Origin of the sequence: Bacillus cabrialesii (genome assembly GCF_004124315.2) — a bacterium.
Taxonomy (GTDB): domain Bacteria; phylum Bacillota; class Bacilli; order Bacillales; family Bacillaceae; genus Bacillus; species Bacillus cabrialesii.
Genome location: NZ_CP096889.1, coordinates 1509646 through 1530990 on the forward strand (window position 1 = coordinate 1509646; position 21345 = coordinate 1530990).

26 protein-coding genes are annotated in these 21345 nt (G+C 42.8%); 24 read left to right on the forward strand and 2 right to left on the reverse strand.

Annotated elements, in window-relative coordinates:
- Positions 1-53: 53 nt before the first annotated feature.
- The 13 genes from EFK13_RS07835 (at position 54) to EFK13_RS07895 (ending at position 9027) form a co-directional block, all read left to right on the forward strand.
- A complete protein-coding gene (locus tag EFK13_RS07835; protein WP_129505866.1) occupies positions 54-1277 on the forward strand; it encodes an EAL domain-containing protein in 1224 nt (407 codons plus the stop codon).
- Between the two features lie 294 nt (positions 1278-1571).
- On the forward strand, positions 1572-1760 hold the full coding sequence (locus EFK13_RS07840) for a hypothetical protein (protein ID WP_129505865.1): 189 nt from the start codon (positions 1572-1574) through the stop codon (positions 1758-1760).
- Positions 1761-1960: 200 nt separating this feature from the next.
- A complete protein-coding gene (locus EFK13_RS07845; protein WP_003218671.1) occupies positions 1961-2200 on the forward strand; it encodes a YkuJ family protein in 240 nt (79 codons plus the stop codon).
- A 110-nt stretch (positions 2201-2310) separates the two neighbouring features.
- The gene (locus EFK13_RS07850) at positions 2311-2829 is read left to right on the forward strand and encodes a ribonuclease H-like YkuK family protein (protein WP_129505864.1); all 519 of its coding nucleotides are present in this window, start codon (positions 2311-2313) and stop codon (positions 2827-2829) included.
- A gap of 133 nt (positions 2830-2962) precedes the next feature.
- A complete protein-coding gene (gene abbA / locus EFK13_RS07855) occupies positions 2963-3160 on the forward strand; it encodes an AbrB antirepressor AbbA (RefSeq protein ID WP_010886502.1) in 198 nt (65 codons plus the stop codon).
- Positions 3161-3298: 138 nt separating this feature from the next.
- Positions 3299-3742: a cyclic-di-AMP-binding protein CbpB gene (gene cbpB / locus EFK13_RS07860; protein ID WP_024716244.1), complete on the forward strand. Its 444-nt coding sequence runs from the start codon at positions 3299-3301 to the stop codon at positions 3740-3742.
- Between the two features lie 146 nt (positions 3743-3888).
- Positions 3889-4770: a transcriptional regulator CcpC gene (ccpC, locus tag EFK13_RS07865; protein ID WP_129505863.1), complete on the forward strand. Its 882-nt coding sequence runs from the start codon at positions 3889-3891 to the stop codon at positions 4768-4770.
- A gap of 110 nt (positions 4771-4880) precedes the next feature.
- A complete protein-coding gene (locus EFK13_RS07870) occupies positions 4881-5357 on the forward strand; it encodes a flavodoxin (protein WP_129505862.1) in 477 nt (158 codons plus the stop codon).
- Positions 5347-6240, forward strand: a complete 894-nt coding sequence (locus EFK13_RS07875; RefSeq protein ID WP_129505861.1) for an exo-alpha-sialidase — start codon at positions 5347-5349, stop codon at positions 6238-6240. The genes EFK13_RS07870 and EFK13_RS07875 overlap by 11 nt, the downstream gene beginning before the upstream one ends.
- A 15-nt stretch (positions 6241-6255) precedes the next feature.
- Positions 6256-6711 (forward strand): flavodoxin, encoded by a 456-nt coding sequence (locus EFK13_RS07880; protein WP_075745778.1) that lies wholly within the window; start codon positions 6256-6258, stop codon positions 6709-6711.
- A gap of 104 nt (positions 6712-6815) precedes the next feature.
- On the forward strand, positions 6816-7526 hold the full coding sequence (gene dapD / locus EFK13_RS07885; RefSeq protein ID WP_075745780.1) for a 2,3,4,5-tetrahydropyridine-2,6-dicarboxylate N-acetyltransferase: 711 nt from the start codon (positions 6816-6818) through the stop codon (positions 7524-7526).
- Between the two features lie 69 nt (positions 7527-7595).
- Complete coding sequence (locus EFK13_RS07890; protein ID WP_129505860.1) at positions 7596-8720, forward strand: N-acetyldiaminopimelate deacetylase; 1125 nt, start codon at positions 7596-7598, stop codon at positions 8718-8720.
- Positions 8721-8781: 61 nt separating this feature from the next.
- Positions 8782-9027 carry a YkuS family protein gene (locus tag EFK13_RS07895; protein ID WP_075745784.1) on the forward strand — a complete coding sequence of 82 codons (246 nt, stop codon included), beginning with the start codon at positions 8782-8784 and terminating at the stop codon, positions 9025-9027.
- Between the two features lie 36 nt (positions 9028-9063).
- On the opposite strand, the gene mscT is transcribed toward EFK13_RS07895, so the two are convergent.
- Positions 9064-9867 (reverse strand): small-conductance mechanosensitive channel protein MscT, encoded by an 804-nt coding sequence (gene mscT, locus EFK13_RS07900; RefSeq protein ID WP_064813001.1) that lies wholly within the window; start codon positions 9865-9867, stop codon positions 9064-9066.
- A gap of 243 nt (positions 9868-10110) precedes the next feature.
- On the opposite strand from mscT, the gene ahpA reads away from it, so the two are divergent.
- The 3 genes from ahpA (at position 10111) to rok (ending at position 12213) form a co-directional block, all read left to right on the forward strand.
- A complete protein-coding gene (gene ahpA, locus EFK13_RS07905; RefSeq protein ID WP_129505859.1) occupies positions 10111-10653 on the forward strand; it encodes a biofilm-specific peroxidase AhpA in 543 nt (180 codons plus the stop codon).
- 68 nt (positions 10654-10721) lie between these two features.
- The gene (ykuV, locus tag EFK13_RS07910) at positions 10722-11180 is read left to right on the forward strand and encodes a thiol-disulfide oxidoreductase YkuV (RefSeq protein WP_119997055.1); all 459 of its coding nucleotides are present in this window, start codon (positions 10722-10724) and stop codon (positions 11178-11180) included.
- 448 nt (positions 11181-11628) lie between these two features.
- Positions 11629-12213 carry a transcriptional regulator Rok gene (gene rok / locus EFK13_RS07915; protein ID WP_129505858.1) on the forward strand — a complete coding sequence of 195 codons (585 nt, stop codon included), beginning with the start codon at positions 11629-11631 and terminating at the stop codon, positions 12211-12213.
- A 40-nt stretch (positions 12214-12253) separates the two neighbouring features.
- Here rok and EFK13_RS07920 read toward each other — a convergent pair whose 3' ends face one another.
- Positions 12254-13219 (reverse strand): coiled-coil domain-containing protein, encoded by a 966-nt coding sequence (locus tag EFK13_RS07920; RefSeq protein ID WP_129505857.1) that lies wholly within the window; start codon positions 13217-13219, stop codon positions 12254-12256.
- Between the two features lie 135 nt (positions 13220-13354).
- On the opposite strand from EFK13_RS07920, the gene EFK13_RS07925 reads away from it, so the two are divergent.
- From EFK13_RS07925 to EFK13_RS07960, 8 genes are all read left to right on the forward strand, one after another.
- Positions 13355-13954, forward strand: coding sequence for a molybdenum cofactor guanylyltransferase (locus tag EFK13_RS07925; RefSeq protein ID WP_129505856.1), 600 nt, complete (start codon positions 13355-13357; stop codon positions 13952-13954).
- Between the two features lie 50 nt (positions 13955-14004).
- Positions 14005-15024: a molybdopterin-synthase adenylyltransferase MoeB gene (locus EFK13_RS07930; protein WP_129505855.1), complete on the forward strand. Its 1020-nt coding sequence runs from the start codon at positions 14005-14007 to the stop codon at positions 15022-15024.
- A 17-nt stretch (positions 15025-15041) separates the two neighbouring features.
- A complete protein-coding gene (locus tag EFK13_RS07935; protein ID WP_129505854.1) occupies positions 15042-16334 on the forward strand; it encodes a molybdopterin molybdotransferase MoeA in 1293 nt (430 codons plus the stop codon).
- Positions 16295-16816, forward strand: coding sequence for a molybdopterin-guanine dinucleotide biosynthesis protein B (mobB, locus tag EFK13_RS07940; RefSeq protein ID WP_129505853.1), 522 nt, complete (start codon positions 16295-16297; stop codon positions 16814-16816). Before EFK13_RS07935 ends, mobB begins: the two co-directional genes overlap by 40 nt.
- Positions 16816-17289, forward strand: a complete 474-nt coding sequence (locus EFK13_RS07945) for a molybdenum cofactor biosynthesis protein MoaE (RefSeq protein WP_129505852.1) — start codon at positions 16816-16818, stop codon at positions 17287-17289. Before mobB ends, EFK13_RS07945 begins: the two co-directional genes overlap by 1 nt.
- On the forward strand, positions 17282-17515 hold the full coding sequence (moaD, locus tag EFK13_RS07950) for a molybdopterin converting factor subunit 1 (protein ID WP_075745803.1): 234 nt from the start codon (positions 17282-17284) through the stop codon (positions 17513-17515). Before EFK13_RS07945 ends, moaD begins: the two co-directional genes overlap by 8 nt.
- Before the next feature lie 223 nt (positions 17516-17738).
- The gene (locus EFK13_RS07955) at positions 17739-19496 is read left to right on the forward strand and encodes an ABC transporter ATP-binding protein (protein ID WP_129505851.1); all 1758 of its coding nucleotides are present in this window, start codon (positions 17739-17741) and stop codon (positions 19494-19496) included.
- Positions 19497-19506: 10 nt separating this feature from the next.
- On the forward strand, positions 19507-21321 hold the full coding sequence (locus tag EFK13_RS07960) for an ABC transporter ATP-binding protein (protein WP_129505850.1): 1815 nt from the start codon (positions 19507-19509) through the stop codon (positions 21319-21321).
- Positions 21322-21345 lie beyond the last annotated feature (24 nt).

Consider the following 21345-nt stretch of genomic DNA (forward strand, 5'->3'; position numbering starts at 1 on the left):
TCTTTGGATTCAATGTGGTATAATCAGACAAAGATAGAGAAGCAGGTGATAACATGTTGGATCCACTTGATATTTTAACGAACATTGATGATGTCCTTCCATATTACCAGGCGATTTTCAGTGCTGAGGAACAGAAAATTGTCGGATATGAGGTGCTTGGACGTATTTTGGCAGATTCAGAAATTCAAAGCCTCGGACCCTTCTTTTTAGACGCGGGGATACCCGAAGAATATAAACTAGAGGTTGATAACAGAATTATCCGCCAGGCTCTTGACCGTTTTTTAGAGGCCGATTCTGATCTGCTGATTTTTATGAATCAGGATGCCAATCTGCTGATGCTTGATCATGGCGAAAGCTTTCTGGAGCTTCTAAAAGAATATGAAGCAAAAGGAATCGAACTCCATCGGTTTGTGCTTGAAATTACGGAGCACACTTTTGAAGGGGATATTGAGCAGCTCTACCATATGCTTGCCTACTATCGTACATACGGAATAAAAATTGCAGTTGATAACATCGGAAAAGAAAGCAGCAACTTGGACAGAATCGCACTGCTCTCGCCAGATCTGTTAAAAATCGATTTGCAGGCGCTGAAAGTGTCACAGCCGTCACCGTCATACGAGCATGTGCTACACAGCATATCTTTATTGGCGAGAAAAATCGGGGCGGCCTTGCTGTATGAAGACATCGAGGCAAACTTCCAGCTTCAGTACGCTTGGAGAAACGGTGGCCGCTATTTTCAAGGCTATTACTTGGTGTCTCCGTCTGAAACGTTTCTAGAGAGAGATGTATTGAAACACAGGCTTAAAACTGAATTTCACCAATTTATCACACATGAGAAAAAGAAGCTTGAAACCGTCTATGAGCACTCTGAACAGTTTTACAAACGAGTCCATCAGGCTGTGACATCTTTGAGAAAAAACAGTCTGTCTTCTGATGATGACTTTATTAAAAAGCTGGCGGAAGAGCTGACAGATTGCAGCTTTAGAATTTACATGTGTGATGAGGAAGGCGATCAGCTGACGGGAAATGTGTTTAAACAAGATGGGGAATGGATTTACCAGCCGGAATACGCGGAAAAGAATTGGAGCTGGCGCCCTTATTTTCTGGAGAACATTATGAGAATGAGAAATCTCAGAAAAGGATTTTTCAGTGATTTGTACAGTGATTTGGAAACAGGTGAAATGATCAGAACGTTTTCGTATCCGATGGAGGACCAAATGTATTTATTTATAGACTTGCCTTATTCTTATTTATATGAGCAGGATGGACTGATTTAAGCGGCTGAAAGGCCGTTTTTTTTATGAATTGAAAAAAATATCAAAAAACATTTGACATTGATACTGAGAATCATTATCATTTAATTATAGAGAGAAGCTACTCTCTGTTCCCCAACCCCTCTATCAGATCAAGATCCGAAAAAACTTGGCGCTACCCCCGCCAAGTTTTTTTATTTGCCAAAGCATAAGACAATCCAATGAAACCATAAACCTTTTAATGGAAAATGTTGAACGCTGGGAGGAACATAAATGTTCTTTCAGCACCAGAACCCCCTGGTTTAATGCGGCAGCGGGGTGCAAGTGCTGTTAGACGGCAAATGCGGTGTGGTGTCCATTACATATTTCCGAAGCAACAAATCGTTTTACGGTCTCGTATCCAGTATGGCTGCTGAGGAGTATGGCATGTGGAGTTTCACCAGAAATCTTAAAAAGAAGTTATTGATGAAAGTGCAAAAAGGCTTCTTAATGCTGCAGCCCTATTAAAAAAATCGTAATTGTGTGCATGACTTTCAAAAAAAGCTTTAAACTAAAGAAAAATCGTTTTTTCACTTTTTTTCTTTTCTTAAATTCAGCAGTGAAAATGCCATCCTGTCCGACTTTATGGTATGATGCTCAATAGAACTTGTATTATAATAAATACTTGTTGATTTGAAGTTGCTTTTTGAAAGGAGTCTTTTTTTAGAATGTCACAATTAATGGGTATCATCACACGGCTGCAAAGTCTGCAAGAAACGGCGGAAGCGGCTAACGAGCCAATGCAGCGTTATTTCGAAGTAAATGGTGAGAAAATATGCAGTGTTAAATATTTCGAAAAAAATCAAACGTTTGAACTGACGGTTTTCCAAAAAGGTGAAAAACCTAACACATATCCGTTTGATAATATCGACATGGTTTCCATCGAAATCTTTGAACTTCTTCAGTAAGATTCCTGAAATGTGGGGAACAAGCTTCCGCTTCTGCAAAAAGTAATCGAAATAAACGATAAGGAACATACTTGTTTCATGGTTGTAAATCCTTGAAAAGGAGTGTCGTTATGGCTGATTCTTTTCTGTTTTATAATCTTTCAGAAGCACAGATGACCTTTCAAGACGTAATGGAACGGCTTAAAGCCTTTGTTCGAAAGGATCCCCGTTCTTCCTATGTGTTATCGATCGGTACCGATTCACAGGTCTACCGCGATTACACAAAGTTTATTACCGCATTGCATTTGCATCGTACAGGCAAGGGAGCTTGGGGCTGTTTGAAAAATCATACAGTCGACAGACCCATACATAGCCTTCGGGAGAAGATTTCGTTAGAAACGGCGTACAGCCAAGAAACGGCCGCTCATATTCTTGATGGACACTTAATGGATATTACCGATCTGCTCCTGCCTTTTACCGGTGAGGGGGCGGATCTTACCTTTGAAGTTCACTTGGATATTGGGAAAAAAGGGCTGACAAAAGATCTGATTCAAGAAATGACAGGACGCATCACTTCCATGGGGATTGAGGCGAAAATAAAACCAGATTCATACACTGCCTTCAGCTATGCAAATCGTTTCACAAAATAATTCCGGCTGAAAAGCCAAGGGAAATGTCGAATTATGCGGTTGACGTTTGTTTTCTGATTACTTATTCTAGCGGTAGAGCTGAAAGTAAGTTGTCTTGCTTTCAGAGGTATTCAGTATAAAACAGGGGGCCTGATTGCGAATGAGTCTTATCGGTGAACGATTTACAGAAGAAGAACAAAAACTTCTGCTGAATATCCTGATCAACCATGAATATGCCATCGAGCTATTAAGCAGTGAGATCAACGATATAGAGACAGGAACCAAAAACGTTGACGGAACCACCTACAAAAAACTTGTAACGCTTTACGACCGATTTCGATTTGAAAATTAATGGAACACCCTATAATTGATACTCACACAAAGAGTATCTTTTTTATTGAAAGGAAACTTTTCGACAAATACTGATAAAGTTTATATTATTGTAATATAGGGAATGTAATGTTGATGAAAATGAAAAGGGGTCGAAAACATGATAAGCTTACAATCAGACCAGCTTCTTGAGGCAACAGTCGGACAATTTATGATTGAGGCGGACAAAGTAGCGCACGTTCAAGTCGGCAACAACCTTGAGCACGCATTATTGGTGCTGACAAAAACCGGTTACACAGCCATCCCGGTTCTTGATCCTTCCTATCGTTTACATGGTTTGATCGGCACAAATATGATCATGAACAGCATTTTCGGGCTTGAACGAATTGAGTTTGAAAAGCTTGACCAAATTACTGTTCAGGAAGTCATGCTGACCGATATTCCGCGCCTTCATATAAATGATCCGATTATGAAAGGATTTGGCATGGTCATTAATAACGGTTTTGTCTGTGTTGAAAATGATGAGCAAGTGTTTGAAGGGATTTTTACAAGAAGAGTGGTTTTAAAGGAATTGAATAAGCATATACGCTCATTGAATAAGTAGGCTTTACGGCCTATTTTTATTATATTGGCAGAGCAACAAAGAAAGCGCATACATAATTTAAACTAGATTAGGGCTTGAACCAGAAACGAAGAATTTATTAGAATGGGAGATAAGAAAAACTTATTGATTATAAAAAGGAGGACGACATGCAGCTTCAAGAGCTTCATATGCTCGTAGTTTTAGCTGAGGAGTTAAATATGAGAAAGGCGGCGGAACGGCTTTTTGTATCTCAGCCGGCTTTATCTCAGCGATTACAAACAATTGAAAAGGCGTGGGGCACAAAAATCTTTTTAAGATCCCAAAAAGGGTTAACGGTAACGCCGGCCGGTGAGAAAATCATTCAGTTTGCGAATGATGTAACGTTAGAGCAAGAAAGAATAAGAGAAAATATTGATGAGCTTGAAGGTGAGATTCACGGCACATTGAAGCTTGCCGTCGCCTCTATAATCGGTCAGCATTGGCTCCCAAAAGTCCTGAAGACGTATGTGGAAAAGTATCCGAATGCAAAGGTCTCTCTCATTACCGGCTGGAGCAGCGAAATGCTGAAAAGCTTATATGAAGATCAGGTTCATATCGGAATTATAAGAGGAAATCCTGAATGGAAGGGCCGTAAAGACTACTTAATGACAGATCATCTGTATTTAGTGGACACTGAAATTTCCTGCATCGAAGATATCGCCCATACAGAACGGCCGTTTATCCAGTTTAAAAGCGACAGCACTTATTTTCAGGAAATTCAGCACTGGTGGCATCAAAAATTTAAAACGTCGCCAAAACAGACGATATTGGTTGATCAGATTGAAACGTGCAAACAGATGGCGCTGCACGGAATCGGTTATGCCATTTTGCCGTCTGTTACTCTTCAGAATGAAGATAAAGTCAATAAAATGCCTTTATTAGACACGAAAGAGCATCCGATTGGAAGGGATACATGGCTATTAGGCTATGAACCTGCCTTTGAGCTGAAGCAAGTTCAAGCTTTTGTTCAAGTGATAAAGGATATGCTTGATCAGGAAAATCCATTTTAAAGACAGCGATATGCTGTCTTTTTTTATTTATGTATTGACAATGAAAATCATTATCATTTAAAGTGATACATATGATATTGAAAATCATTATCAATTGATGAGGTGATAACATGGCTAAAGCCTTGATTACATATGCCAGCATGTCAGGAAATACAGAAGACATTGCTGTGATTATAAGAGATACACTTCAAGAAAATGAGTTGGACATTGACTGTATCGAGATAGATGATGTAGATGTAACTGCTTTGACATCCTACGATTATGTGCTGATTGGCTCCTATACATGGGGCGATGGCGATTTGCCTTACGAAGCGGAAGATTTTTTTGAAGAGGTCAAACAGCTTCAGCTTAATGGCTTAAAAACAGCCTGCTTCGGCTCTGGAGATTATTCATATCCAAAGTTTTGTGAAGCGGTCAATTTGTTCAGTTCCATGCTGCAAGAGGCGGGAGCCGCTGTTTACCAGGAAACATTGAAAATCGAACTTGCACCTGAAACAGATGAAGATGTGGAAAGCTGCCGGGCGTTTGCGAAAGGTTTTCTTGCTTGGGCTGATTATATGAATAAGGAAAAAAGCCATGTTTCATAAAGGAGCGACTGCTGTCACGGCATCTGCATTTTCTGGTTATTTTGTGGCGGTACAAAGAGAAGGCATTTTTCATTATTCCTTGGAGCAGGGCTGGAGAAAGCTTTTTCGTTTGAAAAGCAAAATACATTGCATCAGCTACATAGGGCCTTACTTATTTGGCGTTGGTGAAAAGGGAACGGTCATTCGTTCGTCTGACGAAGGGAAAACCTGGACGATGTCGAGCTTTCCGACAAATGCAACAGTGTGGGCGATTACCGGCCGAAACGACGGGTTTGTCTGCGCCCATGGCAAGCATTGCATTTATGTATCGGATGATTTCGGGGTTTCATGGCGCGTAGCCAAACCTTTTGCGGAATTTGATCACCCGCCTGTTATCCGTTCGTTGTGCCTGCATGGAGACAGTCTTTTCATCGGCACGCAAATACATGAATATTTTGGAGGCATTTGGGCTTACGACTTTACACGTGATACTGTCCAAATCGTTAAGAAAGAGGAAAACCGGATGACGGCATCCATGCTCGTGTTTAAAGAAAATTGGCTGGTGGCGGCGATGGGTTCTGTGAAAGGAAAGCACGGTGCTGTCACTGTACGGAATATTTTGACTGATGAAGAATTCACCATACAATCTAGCATGATCAGAAAAGAAGAATCATTTCTTGATATATCAGAGGATGATGGGATTATATATGTCACAGCAACACAAGATGAAAATGGGTATTCGAGAATTTACCAGGCCGATCTCGAAGCCCGGGCGTTAAAATGGTTCGATACCATTAAGGGGCATGGATGGAGAGTAGCCAATCAGAAAGAGAATTTCTTTTGTGCAGGCTTGTATGAATGTAAATTTGTCCAGCCGTATGAAGTTTCTGCAATGATCCATTAGAGGAGGAATAAGGAATTGGGGAAGATTTTGCTCGTTTATGCAACAATGTCAGGCAACACTGAAGCAATGGCAGATTTGATTGAGAAAGGGCTTCAGGAGGCGGAAGCGGAAGCAGACCGTTTCGAAGCGATGGATATTGATGATGCACAGCTGTTTAACGAATATGATCATATTATTATGGGAACCTATACGTGGGGAGACGGAGATCTGCCCGATGAATTTTTAGACCTTGCTGAAGATATGGATGAAATTGATTTTTCCGGGAAAACATGCGCCGTATTCGGTTCCGGTGATACAGCATATGAATTTTTCTGCGGAGCAGTTGATACACTCGAAGCAAAAATAAAAGAACGCGGAGGCGACATTGTGCTGCCTTCAGTAAAAATTGAAAATAATCCAGAAGGTGAAGAAGAGGAAGAATTAATGGAGTTCGGGAGACAATTCGCAAAGAAAAGCGGATGCGCTGTCTGATCACCCAATGGGAACTGCTAAAGCTGCTGTTCCTTTTTTTCTTGTCTTTGTATCTTTCCTTTGATACAGTAATGAGGTAGAAAATCAGGAGGAGGACTTTACATATGAAAATGATGGACGCAAATGAAATTATTTCATTTATTCAAAATAGTACAAAATCTACACCTGTGAAAGTTTACGTGAAAGGTGAGCTCGAAGGAATCAATTTCGGCGAATCTGCGAAAGCTTTTATCAACGGAAACTCTGGAGTCGTTTTCGGCGAATGGAGCGAAATCCAAACAGCAATTGAAGAAAATCAAAGCAAAATCGAAGATTATGTGGTTGAAAATGACCGCCGTAATTCTGCGATCCCAATGCTTGACCTTAAAAATATTAAAGCGCGTATCGAGCCGGGCGCGATCATCCGCGACCAAGTTGAAATCGGTGATAACGCAGTCATCATGATGGGTGCTTCTATCAATATCGGTTCAGTCATCGGCGAAGGCACAATGATTGATATGAACGTTGTCCTTGGCGGACGAGCTACTGTAGGTAAAAACTGCCATATCGGTGCGGGTTCCGTACTTGCGGGCGTTATTGAGCCGCCATCCGCTAAACCGGTTGTCATTGAAGACGACGTTGTAATCGGCGCTAATGCTGTTGTGCTTGAAGGTGTAACAGTAGGTAAAGGAGCCGTTGTTGCTGCGGGCGCGATCGTAGTAAACGATGTTGAGCCATACACTGTCGTTGCAGGAACACCTGCTAAAAAAATCAAAGACATTGATGAGAAAACAAAAGGCAAAACCGAAATCAAGCAGGAATTACGCCAGCTGTAAGGAATGGTTTGATAAAAAAGGCGTGGATGATATATCCACGCCTTATTCGTATAGGCAGGAGGAATGAAGATGAAGAAAGAGGAGCTCATCGCAATCCGCAGAGATTTGCACCGTATACCGGAGCTTGGATTTCAGGAGTTCAAAACCCAGCAGTATTTATTAAATGTCTTGAAACAATATCCGCAAGACAGAATTGAAATTGAGAAATGGCGAACAGGGCTTTTTGTAAAGGTGAACGGGACGGCACCGGAAAAAATGCTGGCATACAGAGCTGATATCGACGCGCTTTCTATTGAAGAGCAAACCGGTCTTCCATTCGCTTCAGAGCATCACGGCAACATGCACGCCTGCGGACACGATTTGCATATGACGATTGCACTCGGCATTATTGACCATTTTGTCAACCATCCGGTCAAACATGATTTGCTCTTTCTGTTTCAGCCGGCAGAGGAAGGACCTGGCGGTGCGGAACCAATGCTTGAGAGCGATGTATTAAAAAAGTGGCAGCCTGATTTGATCACTGCGCTGCATATTGCTCCAGAGCTGCCGGTAGGCACCATCGCGACAAAAAGCGGTCTTCTTTTTGCGAATACATCAGAGCTTGTCATCGATCTGGAAGGGAAAGGGGGGCATGCGGCCTATCCGCATTTGGCCGAGGATATGGTTGTAGCAGCAAGCACACTTGTCACCCAGCTGCAAACAATTATTTCAAGAAATACTGATCCTCTGGACAGCGCCGTTATAACAGTCGGTACAATTACAGGAGGCTCAGCGCAAAATATCATTGCGGAAACGGCCCATCTTGAAGGGACGATCCGTACGCTTTCTGAAGAATCGATGAAGAAGGTAAAGGAACGGATTGAAGATCTAGTGAAAGGAATCGAAATCGGGTTCCGCTGCAAAGGAAAGGTGACTTATCCCTCTGTGTATCACCAAGTTTACAATACAAGCGGATTGACAGAAGAATTTATGTCTTTTGTTGCTGAACATCAACTGGCGACAGTAATTGAAGCAAAAGAAGCAATGACCGGAGAGGATTTTGGCTACATGCTGAAAAAATATCCTGGCTTCATGTTCTGGCTCGGCGCTGATTCTGAACACGGGCTTCATCACGCTAAGCTGAATCCCGATGAAAATGCGATAGAAACAGCGGTTAATGTCATGACAGGTTATTTTTCTGTTTATGCCAATTAAGTACAAATGAAAGAATAAAATTCCATGAAATGAGCACTCTAGTAAACGGAGGTGTTCAATAATGGCTAAAAAAATTGGAATTGAACAATCGTTATCAGATGTAGAAGCTGCATTAAAAGAAAAAGGATATGACGTTGTAATGATGAAAAGCCCTTCCGATGCAAAAGGCTGTGACTGCTGTGTAGTAACGGGTCTTGATAATAATGTGCAAGGGATAGCTGATACGGTAACTCAAGCACCTGTCATTACAGCTTCCGGAATGACTGCTGAAGAAATTTGCAGCGAAGTTGAAAGCAGAATTCAGTAAATGAAAAACCGAAGCAAAACGCTTCGGTTCTTTTATTTATTCTGTTTCTTTCGGAAAAGCTCGGTCAAGCGCGGTTTTTATTTCCTTTCTAAGCACTCGCTCCACTCGCCACTGTTCCATATTTTCTGTTTTGGCGATGACTCTGATCACAATTTCAGAAGTCCCCAGTTCTTGAATCCCAATGACATTAGGGCCTTCTTTTATTTGAGGGAGAGCGGCTGCCGTTTCATCACATACTTGCTGTAAAATGTGAATCATTTCATCAATGTTTCTTTCAGCCGGCACTTTAATGTCAACAAGTGCCTGCATTGTTCCCCGGGAATGATTGCTCACGTTTGTAATGTTTCTGTTGGGGATGTAATGCAGTGTCCCATCGAAGCTGCGGATTTGAGTTGTTCTTAAACCAACCTGCTCAACAATTCCGTCAAAGGTGGAAACGGTAATATAATCTCCCACATCCAATTGTTTTTCAAGCAAAATAAAAAAACCTGTCACGATGTCGCTGACAAGCCCTTGGGCGCCAAATCCGACAGCCAGTCCGACGATTCCTGCTCCCGCTAAAAGAGCGCTTGGATCGTAATGAAACAAATCCAGAATCATGACGAAGAATATAAAAATTAATATGTAAGCAAATATATTAAGAGTCAGGCTTCGGAGCGTATGTGCACGTCCGATAGACAAGCTGTTTTGCTCCTCGAATTTTGCAAACAGATGTTTAATGATTTTCATGCCTAATGATCGAACAATAAAATAGAGCAATATCATAATGATGAGTTTAATGAGCAGAACACCGGCATTTGTAATCAGTCCCGCCCAATCGTATTGTTTAATAAAATCCATGTTGGAGCCCCTTTTCTGAATTGATTGCTGCACATTGGGATTAGTTACCCTATACATGAACATGTTAAACGTTTTAATCGAAAATGTCGAAGCCAAAGACATACATGATTTGTTAAAAATTGACTCGGAAAATCCGCTACTATATAATGGGCATTGTGATGTTATTAACGAAATATGGGTAGACATCCTTTATTTTCATGTGAATTCGGCTTTTAAGCCAAACTATAAATTGGAGGGATACATATGCCAGAACGTATGGTAGGTAAACAAGCTCCTCGTTTTGAAATGGAAGCAGTCCTTGCAAGTAAAGAATTTGGCAAAGTAAGTCTTGAGGAAAACATGAAAAGTGATAAATGGACAGTGCTGTTTTTCTATCCAATGGACTTCACTTTTGTTTGTCCGACGGAAATCACAGCAATGTCTGACCGCTATGACGAATTCGAAGATCTTGATGCTGAAGTCATCGGGGTTTCAACTGATACAATCCATACTCATTTGGCGTGGATTAATACAGACCGCAAAGAAAACGGCCTTGGCCAGCTGAAATATCCGCTTGCTGCTGATACAAACCACGAGGTATCCCGTGAATATGGTGTTTTAATCGAAGAAGAAGGTGTGGCCCTGCGCGGATTGTTTATTATTAATCCTGAAGGCGAGCTCCAATATCAAACTGTTTTCCATAACAACATTGGCCGTGACGTTGATGAAACGCTTCGTGTTCTTCAAGCGCTTCAAACTGGGGGACTCTGCCCGGCCAACTGGAAACCAGGCCAAAAAACACTTTAATCTTTCTAAGAACGAAAAAGGGTCTGACATTATCGTTAGGCCTTTCTGTTTAATAGGAGGGAAAAGCAATGAAATTACGTCAGCCGATGCCTGAATTGACTGGGGAAACAGCCTGGTTCAACGGTGAAGTTACGAGAGAGCAATTGATCGGGGAAAAACCGACACTTATTCATTTCTGGTCCATCAGCTGCCATCTGTGCAAAGAAGCGATGCCGCAAGTGAATGAATTTCGAGATAAATATCAAGATAAACTGAACGTTGTAGCTGTGCATATGCCTCGTTCCGAAGATGATCTTGACCTCGGCAAAATTAAAGAGATAGCTGCTGAACATGACATCACTCAGCCGATTTTTGTCGACAATGATCATGCTTTAACCGATGCATTTGAAAATGAATATGTGCCTGCATATTATGTGTTTGATCAAACAGGACAGCTCCGTCACTTCCAAGCTGGCGGGAGCGGTATGAAAATGCTTGAAAAACGTGTGAATCGCGTTCTGGGTGAAACAGAACAGGCATCTGAATAGTTCTTCATCAAAACCTGATTTCATCAGGTTTTTTTATTTGTTTAAGAAGATAATCAAAGAAGTAAGAAGCTTATTTTTCCAAATTTGGGCATGAGAAATGATGGCTTGTTTGAGGGATACGCTAAAAAAACAGCTAATTTTTGATGTTTTTCCTCAATTTTAGATAAATTTCATAGCCCATAACTCGAAAATTGTAGATATTACACTAAATTTCAATAAAAAAGTAAGCAAAATATATATTTTCAACATTATACCAAATGAACTCGGAAGACCCTTGATCCCTTGAGAATAAAGGATTCTTTTGAAAAATAAAACTTTTTCAGAAAATAAGGAATTTTTCATAGAGTAAATATAATAGTAAAATGCTAAAATAATAGTTGATAAAATTACTTTTGTAATCTAATATCTTAATTAAAGATGTTAATTTTGATAGGGGGTACATTGAGGAATGTTTAATGAAAGAGAAGCTTTGCGCTTGCGGTTAGAACAGTTAAATGAAGCTGAAGTGAAAGTCATTCGTGAATATCAAATTGAACGTGATAAAATATACGCAAAATTAAGAGAGCTGGACAGAAATGGAAGCCCTTCCGAGATCAAAAAGGATTTCCGTTCTGAAAAAAAACCAGACTCTCTGCCGGTTCTCGCTGAGCTAGCGGCTCAGGAAATCAGAAGCTATCAGCCGCAATCACAGCAGCAGTCTGTTCAGCCTCAGCTTCAATCTATTTCCTCTCTTCCTGCCGGTATACCAGACGGAACAACGCGAAGAAGAAGAGGAACGGCAAGACCGGGGTCAAAAGCAGCTAAGCTGCGTGAAGCTGCCATTAAAACATTAAAACGCCACAACGCGGCGATTAAGAGCTCCGAGCTTCAAAAGGAGATTGAAAAAGAAAGCGGTCTTGAAATTCCTAATATGACAACGTTTATGCAAAGCTTAATTAAAATGTATCCGGAAGTGAAAAAGCCGTATCGCGGCCAGTACATTTTAGAAGGCGAAATTGAATCTGTAGAATCAGCTGAATCTGCAAATGAATAAATACACAGAAAAACTGCTTGGCATGGCTCAAGCAGTTTTTTTATTGAGGTTTTTTCTGTGAAGCTTTGTTTTCTTTTTCAAGGTTAAGCTTATACACCCACTTTTGATAAGGCTTTTCTACCGCGGCTCTGCTTTTCAGCTCTTCGATTGTATGGCTCATGGCCTGGTCTGATGATTGGGCGCTGGCAAGCTGTTTTTGAAGCACATGTATCTGTTTTGTGACATCTTCAAGTATGGTTTCTACATGATTTGGCTGCGTGTAGACCGCTGGAGCTTCTTCTTCCGTTTTTTCTTTTTGTTTCGTGCCGCCATCAATATCGGCAAAATGAGAAGCAATCCAGGTATCGCTTTCATCAAGCTGCCGTTTATACGATATAATAGTTTCGTGAAATAATTTTTCTTTCGTTTTTTCTATTTCGAGCAGCCTTTCTTTCGTTTCTATGATTCGGTCTTTCATATGATCAACTTCTATTTTGATATGTTTTAGCTGATATTCTTTTTCTACCATTTGCTCTTTTAGACGGCCGTTTTCGGCTTTTATTAAGTCGTTTTGCTGTTTTGCCTGAAGCAGTGCGTTCTGTTCCTGCTCAATAGAGGCCTGAAGATGGCTGATTCGTTGATGCAGATGTTTATTTTCTTCTTCAATTTTAATTTTAGCGATATGAAGTTTATGTTTTTCTTGGATTTCGGCTTTTCGTTTGTAGGTTTCAGCAGAAAGAAGCTCCTGCAAAGCAACGATTTTATCAAGCAGTTCAGCTCTTATTTGATGCAGGGTATGGCTGGTATGGGAGGCGTGTTTTTCTTTCGTTGACATGTTTGTTAATTCGGCAGACAGCTGCTGGAGTTTTTCTTTCATATCGTTATTTTCTTTGAGCAGTTTGTTATTTTTCTGATGGAAGTAGCTTGCTTCAAGTTCGGCAATCAGCTTATGACACCTTGAAAGCTCTGACTTTAAATAAAGGTTCTCCTGAGACACGTCATGGAAAAAAGGACCTGATCTTTTCATTCGAACCATCTCCCTCATGATGTTAACACTACAATATGCAAATACTGAACAGCTATTCCTCTTTAATAAACAGACAAGCAGTGGCGTGGAGACTTTGCTTTTGCTATGCTTTTAACAAACTAGAGGTGAGATGACATGGAGCATATAAACGTATTGCTGGCTGGAGGAGCCTCACGGCGCTTCGGAGAGCCGAAGGCGTTTGTGAAATGGAAGGGCCAGATGTTTTACGAATGGGCCAAAAAGGCGCTTGGAGAACAGACGGTTATCATCAGCCGCCCTGAGTTTATTGATAGATTTCAAGAAAACGGTGAAAATGAAGTATATCAAGATGCTGAGCCTTTTCAAGGCATGGGGCCATTGGCTGGTATATATACCGCTTTTAAAAAGACAGACGGTGATCTTTATACTGTTCTTTCTTGTGACACTCCGCTGATACAAAGAAGGACGATGGTGGAGCTCGAGCGTTTGATGACTGCCGCTACAGACGCGGTCGTCCCGATTTCAGAGGGGCGGGAGCAGCCATTGATTGCAATGTACCATAAACGAATTATGCCTATCCTGTATGATCAGCTATCTAAGAAGAGATTAAGAATATCGGATTTGTTAGACCGAATTTCGGTTTGTTACGTACAGGCTGAAGAGATTGGGGCAGATCCGGCGGAGTTCATCAACATCAATACACGTGATGATTTTAGGTGTTTGGAAGAAAAAACGCACTCCTTCAGGCGGGACTGACGGGGCAAAAACATGTTAAGATGGCATAAAAGATAAGGAGAACGAATTTGATGGAGGAGCGTTATTCACGGCAAATCAGATTTAAGCAAATAGGGGAAGAGGGCCAGAAAAGACTGGCAGACAGCCATGTTCTGGTTGTCGGAGCGGGAGCGCTTGGCACTGCAGGAGCTGAAGGACTTGCGAGAGCCGGAGTCGGCACCATTACCATTATTGACCGTGACTATGTGGAGTGGAGTAATCTGCAAAGGCAGCAGCTTTATACAGAAAGCGATGCCAAGCTCCGCATGCCGAAAGCTATGGCTGCCAAAGAGCATCTCTTAATGATTAACAGCGGAATACATATTGAAGCTCATGTGGCCGAAGGAACGGCAGAAACGCTAGAGCCGCTGATTGAAAAAGCAGATGTCGTGATCGACGCGACAGATAATTTTGAAACCCGCATGCTGATAAATGATCTAGCCCAGAAAACAAAGACACCGTGGGTCTATGGCGCTTGTGTAAGCAGCCAAGGGATGTATATGACGATTATTCCGGGAGAGACGCCTTGTCTGTCTTGTTTGTTTGAGCAAATTCCTGTAGGGGGGGCGACGTGTGATACGGCCGGCATCATTCCGCCCGCTGTGCATATTGTTTCCGCCTATCAGCAGGCTGAGGCGTTAAAGTTGTTAACAGGGCAAAAAGAAGCGATACAGAGGAGTTTTGTAACGTTTGATGTCTGGAACAACTCGCATATGAACATTAATGTTAATCATGTACGCCGTGAGGATTGCCCGTCTTGCGGAGCGCATGCGGTTTATCCGTATCTCCAAGACTGGAACACACCAAGAGCCGCTGTACTGTGCGGCCGTGATACAGTTCAGATAAGGTCGGAGTCATTAAAAAGAATTCCGAAACAGGAGCTCATCAATCGGCTGAAAACAATTGGCAAGGTCGAGGCCAATGCGTTTTTGCTGCATATTTTTTATGAGGATTTCAGAATCGTCATTTTCAATGATGGACGGGCACTGGTGCATGGAACAAATGATGTGAAAGAAGCCAATTCCGTGTTGGCAAGAGTAATTGGATTGTAACAACTGGAGGGGTCAGAATGCTGGAGAAAAGAACACCGATACCGGTAGACGAGGCAGTTCGGCGTGTCTGCCATTTTCAAAAACAAGGGGAAACAGAATGGGTGGCGCTTGAAGACAGCCTTCATCGATTTTTAGCTGAAGACGTAACAGCAGATCACCACGTACCCGCATTTGACCGTTCGCCATACGACGGTTTTGCTGTCAGAGCGTGCGATACGGCTGAAGCTTCACGTGAAAACCCAGTTCGGTTTGAGGTCGTTGACCACATTGGAGCGGGGGCTGTATCTGAAAAAGAACTTGGCCCGTTTCAGGCCGTTCGGATTATGACCGGCGCGCAAATCCCTGAAGGGGCAGATGCGGTCGTCATGATTGAACTGACTCAAACTTTTGAGGAGAATGGGAAGGCGTTTATGTCTTTAAAACGCCGCTTTCAGCCGGGGGATAATATTTCAAAAACAGGTGAAGACGCTCAAAAAGGGAGTGTTTTATTGAGAAAGGGCACCCGAGTGACACCGGGAGTGACTGCGCTTTTGGCAACCTTCGGATACGCATCTGTGACTGTCGTGAGAAAGCCTGTTGTCGGGATTATCGCAACCGGTACCGAATTGCTGAATGTCAGTGATCCGCTTGAGCCGGGGAAAATCCGCAACAGCAATGCGAGTATGGTCTATGCGCAAGTGATAGAAGCAGGCGCTTCGCCGCTTTATTTGGGGAAAATTTCCGATGATCTGGATAAAAGCTTCGCCGCCGTCAAAGAAGCGATGAAAAAGGTTGATTTTTTGATCACAACTGGCGGTGTGTCGGTGGGTGATTTTGACTTTTTGCCTGCGATCTATGAAAAACTCGGAGCGGACGTGCTCTTTAACAAAGTTGCCATGCGCCCGGGCAGCGTAACAACGGTTGCGCATGCAAACGATATGCTGCTGTTTGGCCTGTCAGGCAACCCGTCGGCATGCTATGTCGGCTTTGAACTGTTTGTTAAACCGATGATCCAGACGTGGCTGCTCAACGAAAAACCGCATTCGATTTGCGCGGAAGCAGTTTTGACAAAGGATTTTCCGAAGCCGAACCCATTTACCCGATTTGTTCGTGCGTTCGTGCACCATCAGGAAGGGAAGCTGTTGGCGGAACCCGTCGGATTAGATAAGTCCAGCTCCGTCACGTCACTTGCAGAAGCAAATGCGTTTATTATCCTGCCGGGCGGCACGAGAGGATATGAATCGGGCAGAACGGTTCATGTGCTGCTTATCAGAGAAGAGAATGGAAGTGAATGGCCTTGGTCCGTCCTTTCCCGATCGTCCAAGTTGTAGGGTTTCAAAACAGCGGGAAAACAACGTTCATCGAGCGTATTCTAAAAAAAGCCTCTGAACAGGGTCTCAATTTGGGCTGCCTGAAGCATCACGGTCACGGAGGAGAGCCGCAAACGTTCACTGAAGGGAAAGACACTGACCGTTACGAAGCGGCAGGTGCTGATGTGACGGCGGTAGAAGGTGCTGGTATGTTACAGCTGACAGCTCGCCGAAACTGGGATTTGCCGCGGCTGATTGAGTTATATCGGTTTCTTGGAACAGACTGCCTTCTGATTGAAGGCTTTAAAAAAGCTCCTTATTCTAAAGTGGTTATACTAAGGGAAAAGGAAGATTTAGAAGCGCTGCAGGCAGTAAATACAATCGCCATCATCTATAGAAAAAAAGAGCATATGACAGAGCACGAAGGATTACCCGTTTTTCATACGGATGATCCGGCTGCCGTGGATTTTGTGCTTTCACAGCTGAAGGAGGAATCTGCATAATGGAACGGTTTGAGATTACGAAAACACCCATTATTACTGAAGACATCATCAAAAAAGTGGAGAAACGGGAAGCAGGGGCCATTACGACATTTATCGGCACGGTTCGGGAATGGACAAACGGAAAAAGAACGGTTCGGCTTGAATATGAGGCATATGAACCGATGGCCGTGCAGATGCTGGCTCAAATCGGCGCTGAAATCGAAGAAAAATGGGAAGGCGCTTCCGCTGCGATCACGCACCGTATAGGTGTGCTGGATATCGGTGAAGCAGCGGTCGTGATCGCTGTATCTTCTCCTCATCGCAAAGCTGCTTATGAAGCCAATGAGTATGCGATCGATCGAATTAAACAGATTGTGCCGATTTGGAAAAAAGAAATTTGGGAAGACGGTGAGCAATGGATTGGCGACCAGCTTGAAACAACAGCTTATCCGAACGGAAAACCAGACCTTAGCGAGGGAGAGCAGCATGATTAAAATACTTTTATTTGCAGGGCTTGCCGAACAGGCCGGCACACAAGCATTGGAAATAGATATGCAACAAGCAACGACAGACGAAATAAAAGCGAGACTAAAAGAACAATACGGCCTCGAATCCATTGATACAGCCATGATTGCCGTTAACGAAAGCTATGTAAAAGAAAATACCTCTGTATCTTCAGGTGACACGGTAGCCATCATTCCGCCAGTCAGCGGAGGATGAAAAAACCGGACGGCATTCAGCCATCCGGTTTTTTGTATGTTATTTGCATATCCCCGCGTATCTTCAGCATACAATGATTTTCTGTAAGCGTTTATTCTACATAATGGACTCCCTATAAAGTAAGAGACTCATTCCATCATTAGACTGAATTTTCAAGAAACAATAGAAATTTATTTCGGGTATCGATATAGTGAAGTTGATAAAAATAGGAAAGGTGCTGGATATGGAGACATTTAAAAGGTTAAAAATGTTTTATTGGCCGTACAGAAAAGTGTTTATATGGTCGCTTCTGGCTATGCTTTTGATGACTGCGATTACTGTCGTTTACCCGATTATCCTGCAAATTACGATTGATGAAATCGTGCTGGGGAGGCAGTATCAGCTTGCGGTATGGGTCAGCTTAGGATTTATTGCGGTAATGACCCTGAAAGGAACCGCCACTTTTTTTCATCAATATTTAGGTGATATGTTCGGAATCAAATCCGTTTATCGGCTGAGAAATGGTCTGTATGAAAAACTGCAGCGCCTTTCTTTTTCTTATTATGATAACGCGAAAACAGGTGATTTGATGTCCAGGCTGACAGCTGATGTGGAAGGGCTTCGTTTTTTCTTATCATACGGTCTCGCTGAGCTCATTCGATTCGGCTTGCTGGTCGCTATCAGCCTGTCGGTCATGTTTTACTATTCTGTTCCTCTTACACTTGTGACAATTGCTGTTCTGCCATTTCTCGCTGTTGCGGTATATCAGTTTGACAAAAGAGTTCATCCCGCCTTCAGAGGCATCCGCAAATCATTTGCGAAACTCAATACAAAAGTTCAGGAAAATATCAGTGGCATCAACACGGTTAAATCACTTTCCAGAGAAGATTTTCAGATCAGCACTTTCAATAAAGCCAACGCGGAATACAGGTCACAGTATTTACAAACATCCTCCATCTGGTCTGCGTATTTCCCTCTAATGGAGTTCATCGGCAATATTTGTATTGTGGCTCTTCTCTCATACGGCGGCTATCTGGTCATGCAAAATCAGCTCAATCCCGGTGAGCTTGTCGCTTTTTTCAGCCTCGTCAATTATATGATGTGGCCGATTATGAACTTAGGTTTTGTCATCAATATGTTCTCGCAAGCAAAAGCGTCAGGTGAACGCCTTTTGGAGATTCTCGAAAAAGAAGAAGAGATCGCAGACCATGCTGATGCTTTGCATAAGCAAAAATTAATAGGCAGCGTCCATTTCAAAAATGTTTCTCTTGCATATGGAAAAGAACAAACAAACGCGCTGTGCAATGTAAGCTTTGAGGCAAACAGCGGGAAGGTAATCGGACTATTGGGCCCGACAGGTTCAGGCAAAAGCTCAGTTACACAGCTCCTCACCAGGTTTTACAGTCCTGTTGGCGGAATGATTACCATTGATCACAAACCTATCACAGATTATTCGTTAAAAACCCTTCGTTCCCATATCGGGGTTGTACTTCAAGAATCTTTTTTGTTTTCATCTACGATCCGATCAAACATTTCGTACGGGAGGCCGGATGCCTCACTGGAAGACATCATCGAAGCGGCAAAAAGAGCGCAGGCTCACGACTTTATTATGGAGCTGCCTGATGGATATAACACCATGCTGGGAGAGAGGGGAATGGGGCTTTCCGGGGGACAGAAGCAGCGTATCGCCATTGCGAGAGCCATTTGTTTGAACCCGGACATTTTAATATTGGACGATGCCACAAGCGCAGTAGATATGCAAACGGAGCACAGCATACAGCTTGCTTTAAAAGAAGTCATGAAAAACCGCACAACCTTTATCATCGCTCACCGCATTTCTTCACTGAAACACGCCGATGAAATTCTTGTTTTTGATAAAGGGCGTATTTGTGAAAGGGGAACACATCACGAGCTTCTTGAAAAAGGCGGCTACTATAAAAAGATTTACGACTTGCAATACCGTGATGTCAAAATGATCAATGAGCCGCATCAGGTCGGATAGGGAGGGCCATATGAAACAAGCAAAAAAACAGGGGATTTTGGAGCGTTTCTATTATTCTTCAGATGAAATCATTGAAAAGCCGTTTAACTGGGCTCAAATGTGGCGTCTGCTGAGCTATGTTAAACCGTATCGGAAAACAATTTTGCCGCTTTCTTTCCTCACTGTATTGATTGGGACTGCTGTAAAGCTTGTGATTCCCATTCTGATCGGCGTTTATGTTCTCGATCAAGCCATTACAGCGAGAAACTCTGAGCTATTGATCCAGCTCATCTTTATCATTAGCGGTTTATATATTCTCAATTATGCCGCCAATGTGTTAAGAATCAGATGGATGAATCAGCTTGGCCAGCATGTCATTTACGATTTGCGGCAGCATTTATTTACCCATGTGCAGCGCTTATCCCACCGATTTTTTGATCAGCGGTCGGCCGGATCAATCTTGGTCAGGATTATGAATGATATCAATTCTCTTCAGGAGCTCTTTACAAGCGGAGTCATTAATCTATTGACTGACTTGCTGCTTCTGGCCGGCGTGATCATCATTTTATTTACGCTGAGCCCTGAGCTGACGATCGCCATTATGGTGACACTGCCGATTATGTTTTTTATTTCAACAAGTCTCAGAAAAAAAATCCGCCGATCCTGGCAAACGGTACGTCTAAAACAATCGAAGCTCAACTCTCATCTGAACGAATGCATTCAAGGAATCCGTGTCACACAGGCATTTACGCAGGAAGAAGAAAATATGGCGTATTTTGACGGCGTCAATCAGGAGAACTACCAATCATGGCGGGAAGCAACAAGAAAAAATGCCATGTTCCGTCCGCTGGTAGAAATGACAAATGCGATTGGAACGGCTGTCTTGATTTGGTATGGCGCTATGCTCATCATGAATGAAACCATCACGATTGGCGTCTTTGTTTCTTTTGCCTTTTATCTGGGCATGTTTTGGGAACCTATTTCCAGACTGGGCCAGGTCTATAACCAGCTGTTAATGGGGATGGCGTCATCAGAACGGATTTTTGAGTTTCTGGACGAACAGCCAAATGTCAAAGAGAAGCCGGATGCGATTCATAAGAAAAAGATAAATGGGGAGATCAGCTTTGAAGAGGTTGAATTTTCGTATGATGAAAAACGAAAAGCCCTTCACGCTGTTTCCTTCTCTATCCCGGCGGGCTCGACACTTGCGCTTGTCGGGCATACGGGGAGCGGAAAAACGACGATCGCCAATTTAATCAGCCGTTTTTACGATGCCACGGGAGGCACTATTAAAATAGACGGTGTTCCGATTCAGGATCTATCCCTTGCCAGTTTGCGCTCGCAAATCAGCATTGTGCTGCAAGATACATTTATTTTCTCCGGGACCATCATGGAAAATATTCGTTTTGGACGGCCGAATGCTTTAGACGAAGAGGTGATGAAAGCAGCCCAAGCGGTCGGAGCGGATGAGTTTATTTCTGGTTTAACAGAAGGATATCAAACTGAGGTGGAGGAAAGGGGAAGCGTCTTGTCTGCCGGACAGCGCCAGCTTATTTCCTTTGCGAGAGCATTGCTCGCCGATCCAGCTATTATCATCCTCGACGAAGCAACGGCAAGTATTGATACAGAGACCGAGGTGAAAATTCAGCAGGCGCTAAAAACACTGCTGAAAGGGCGTACAGCAGTGATGATCGCCCACAGATTATCCACGATCCGAGACGCCGACCGCATCATTGTTCTTGATCACGGCAAGAAAATGGAAGAAGGGAACCATGAGCAGCTGCTTGCTAAAGGAGGCATCTATGCCGGGCTTGTGAAAGCGCAATACAGCACAGCGATAAAATAAGACAAAAAGCCTTCAGTTGTATAT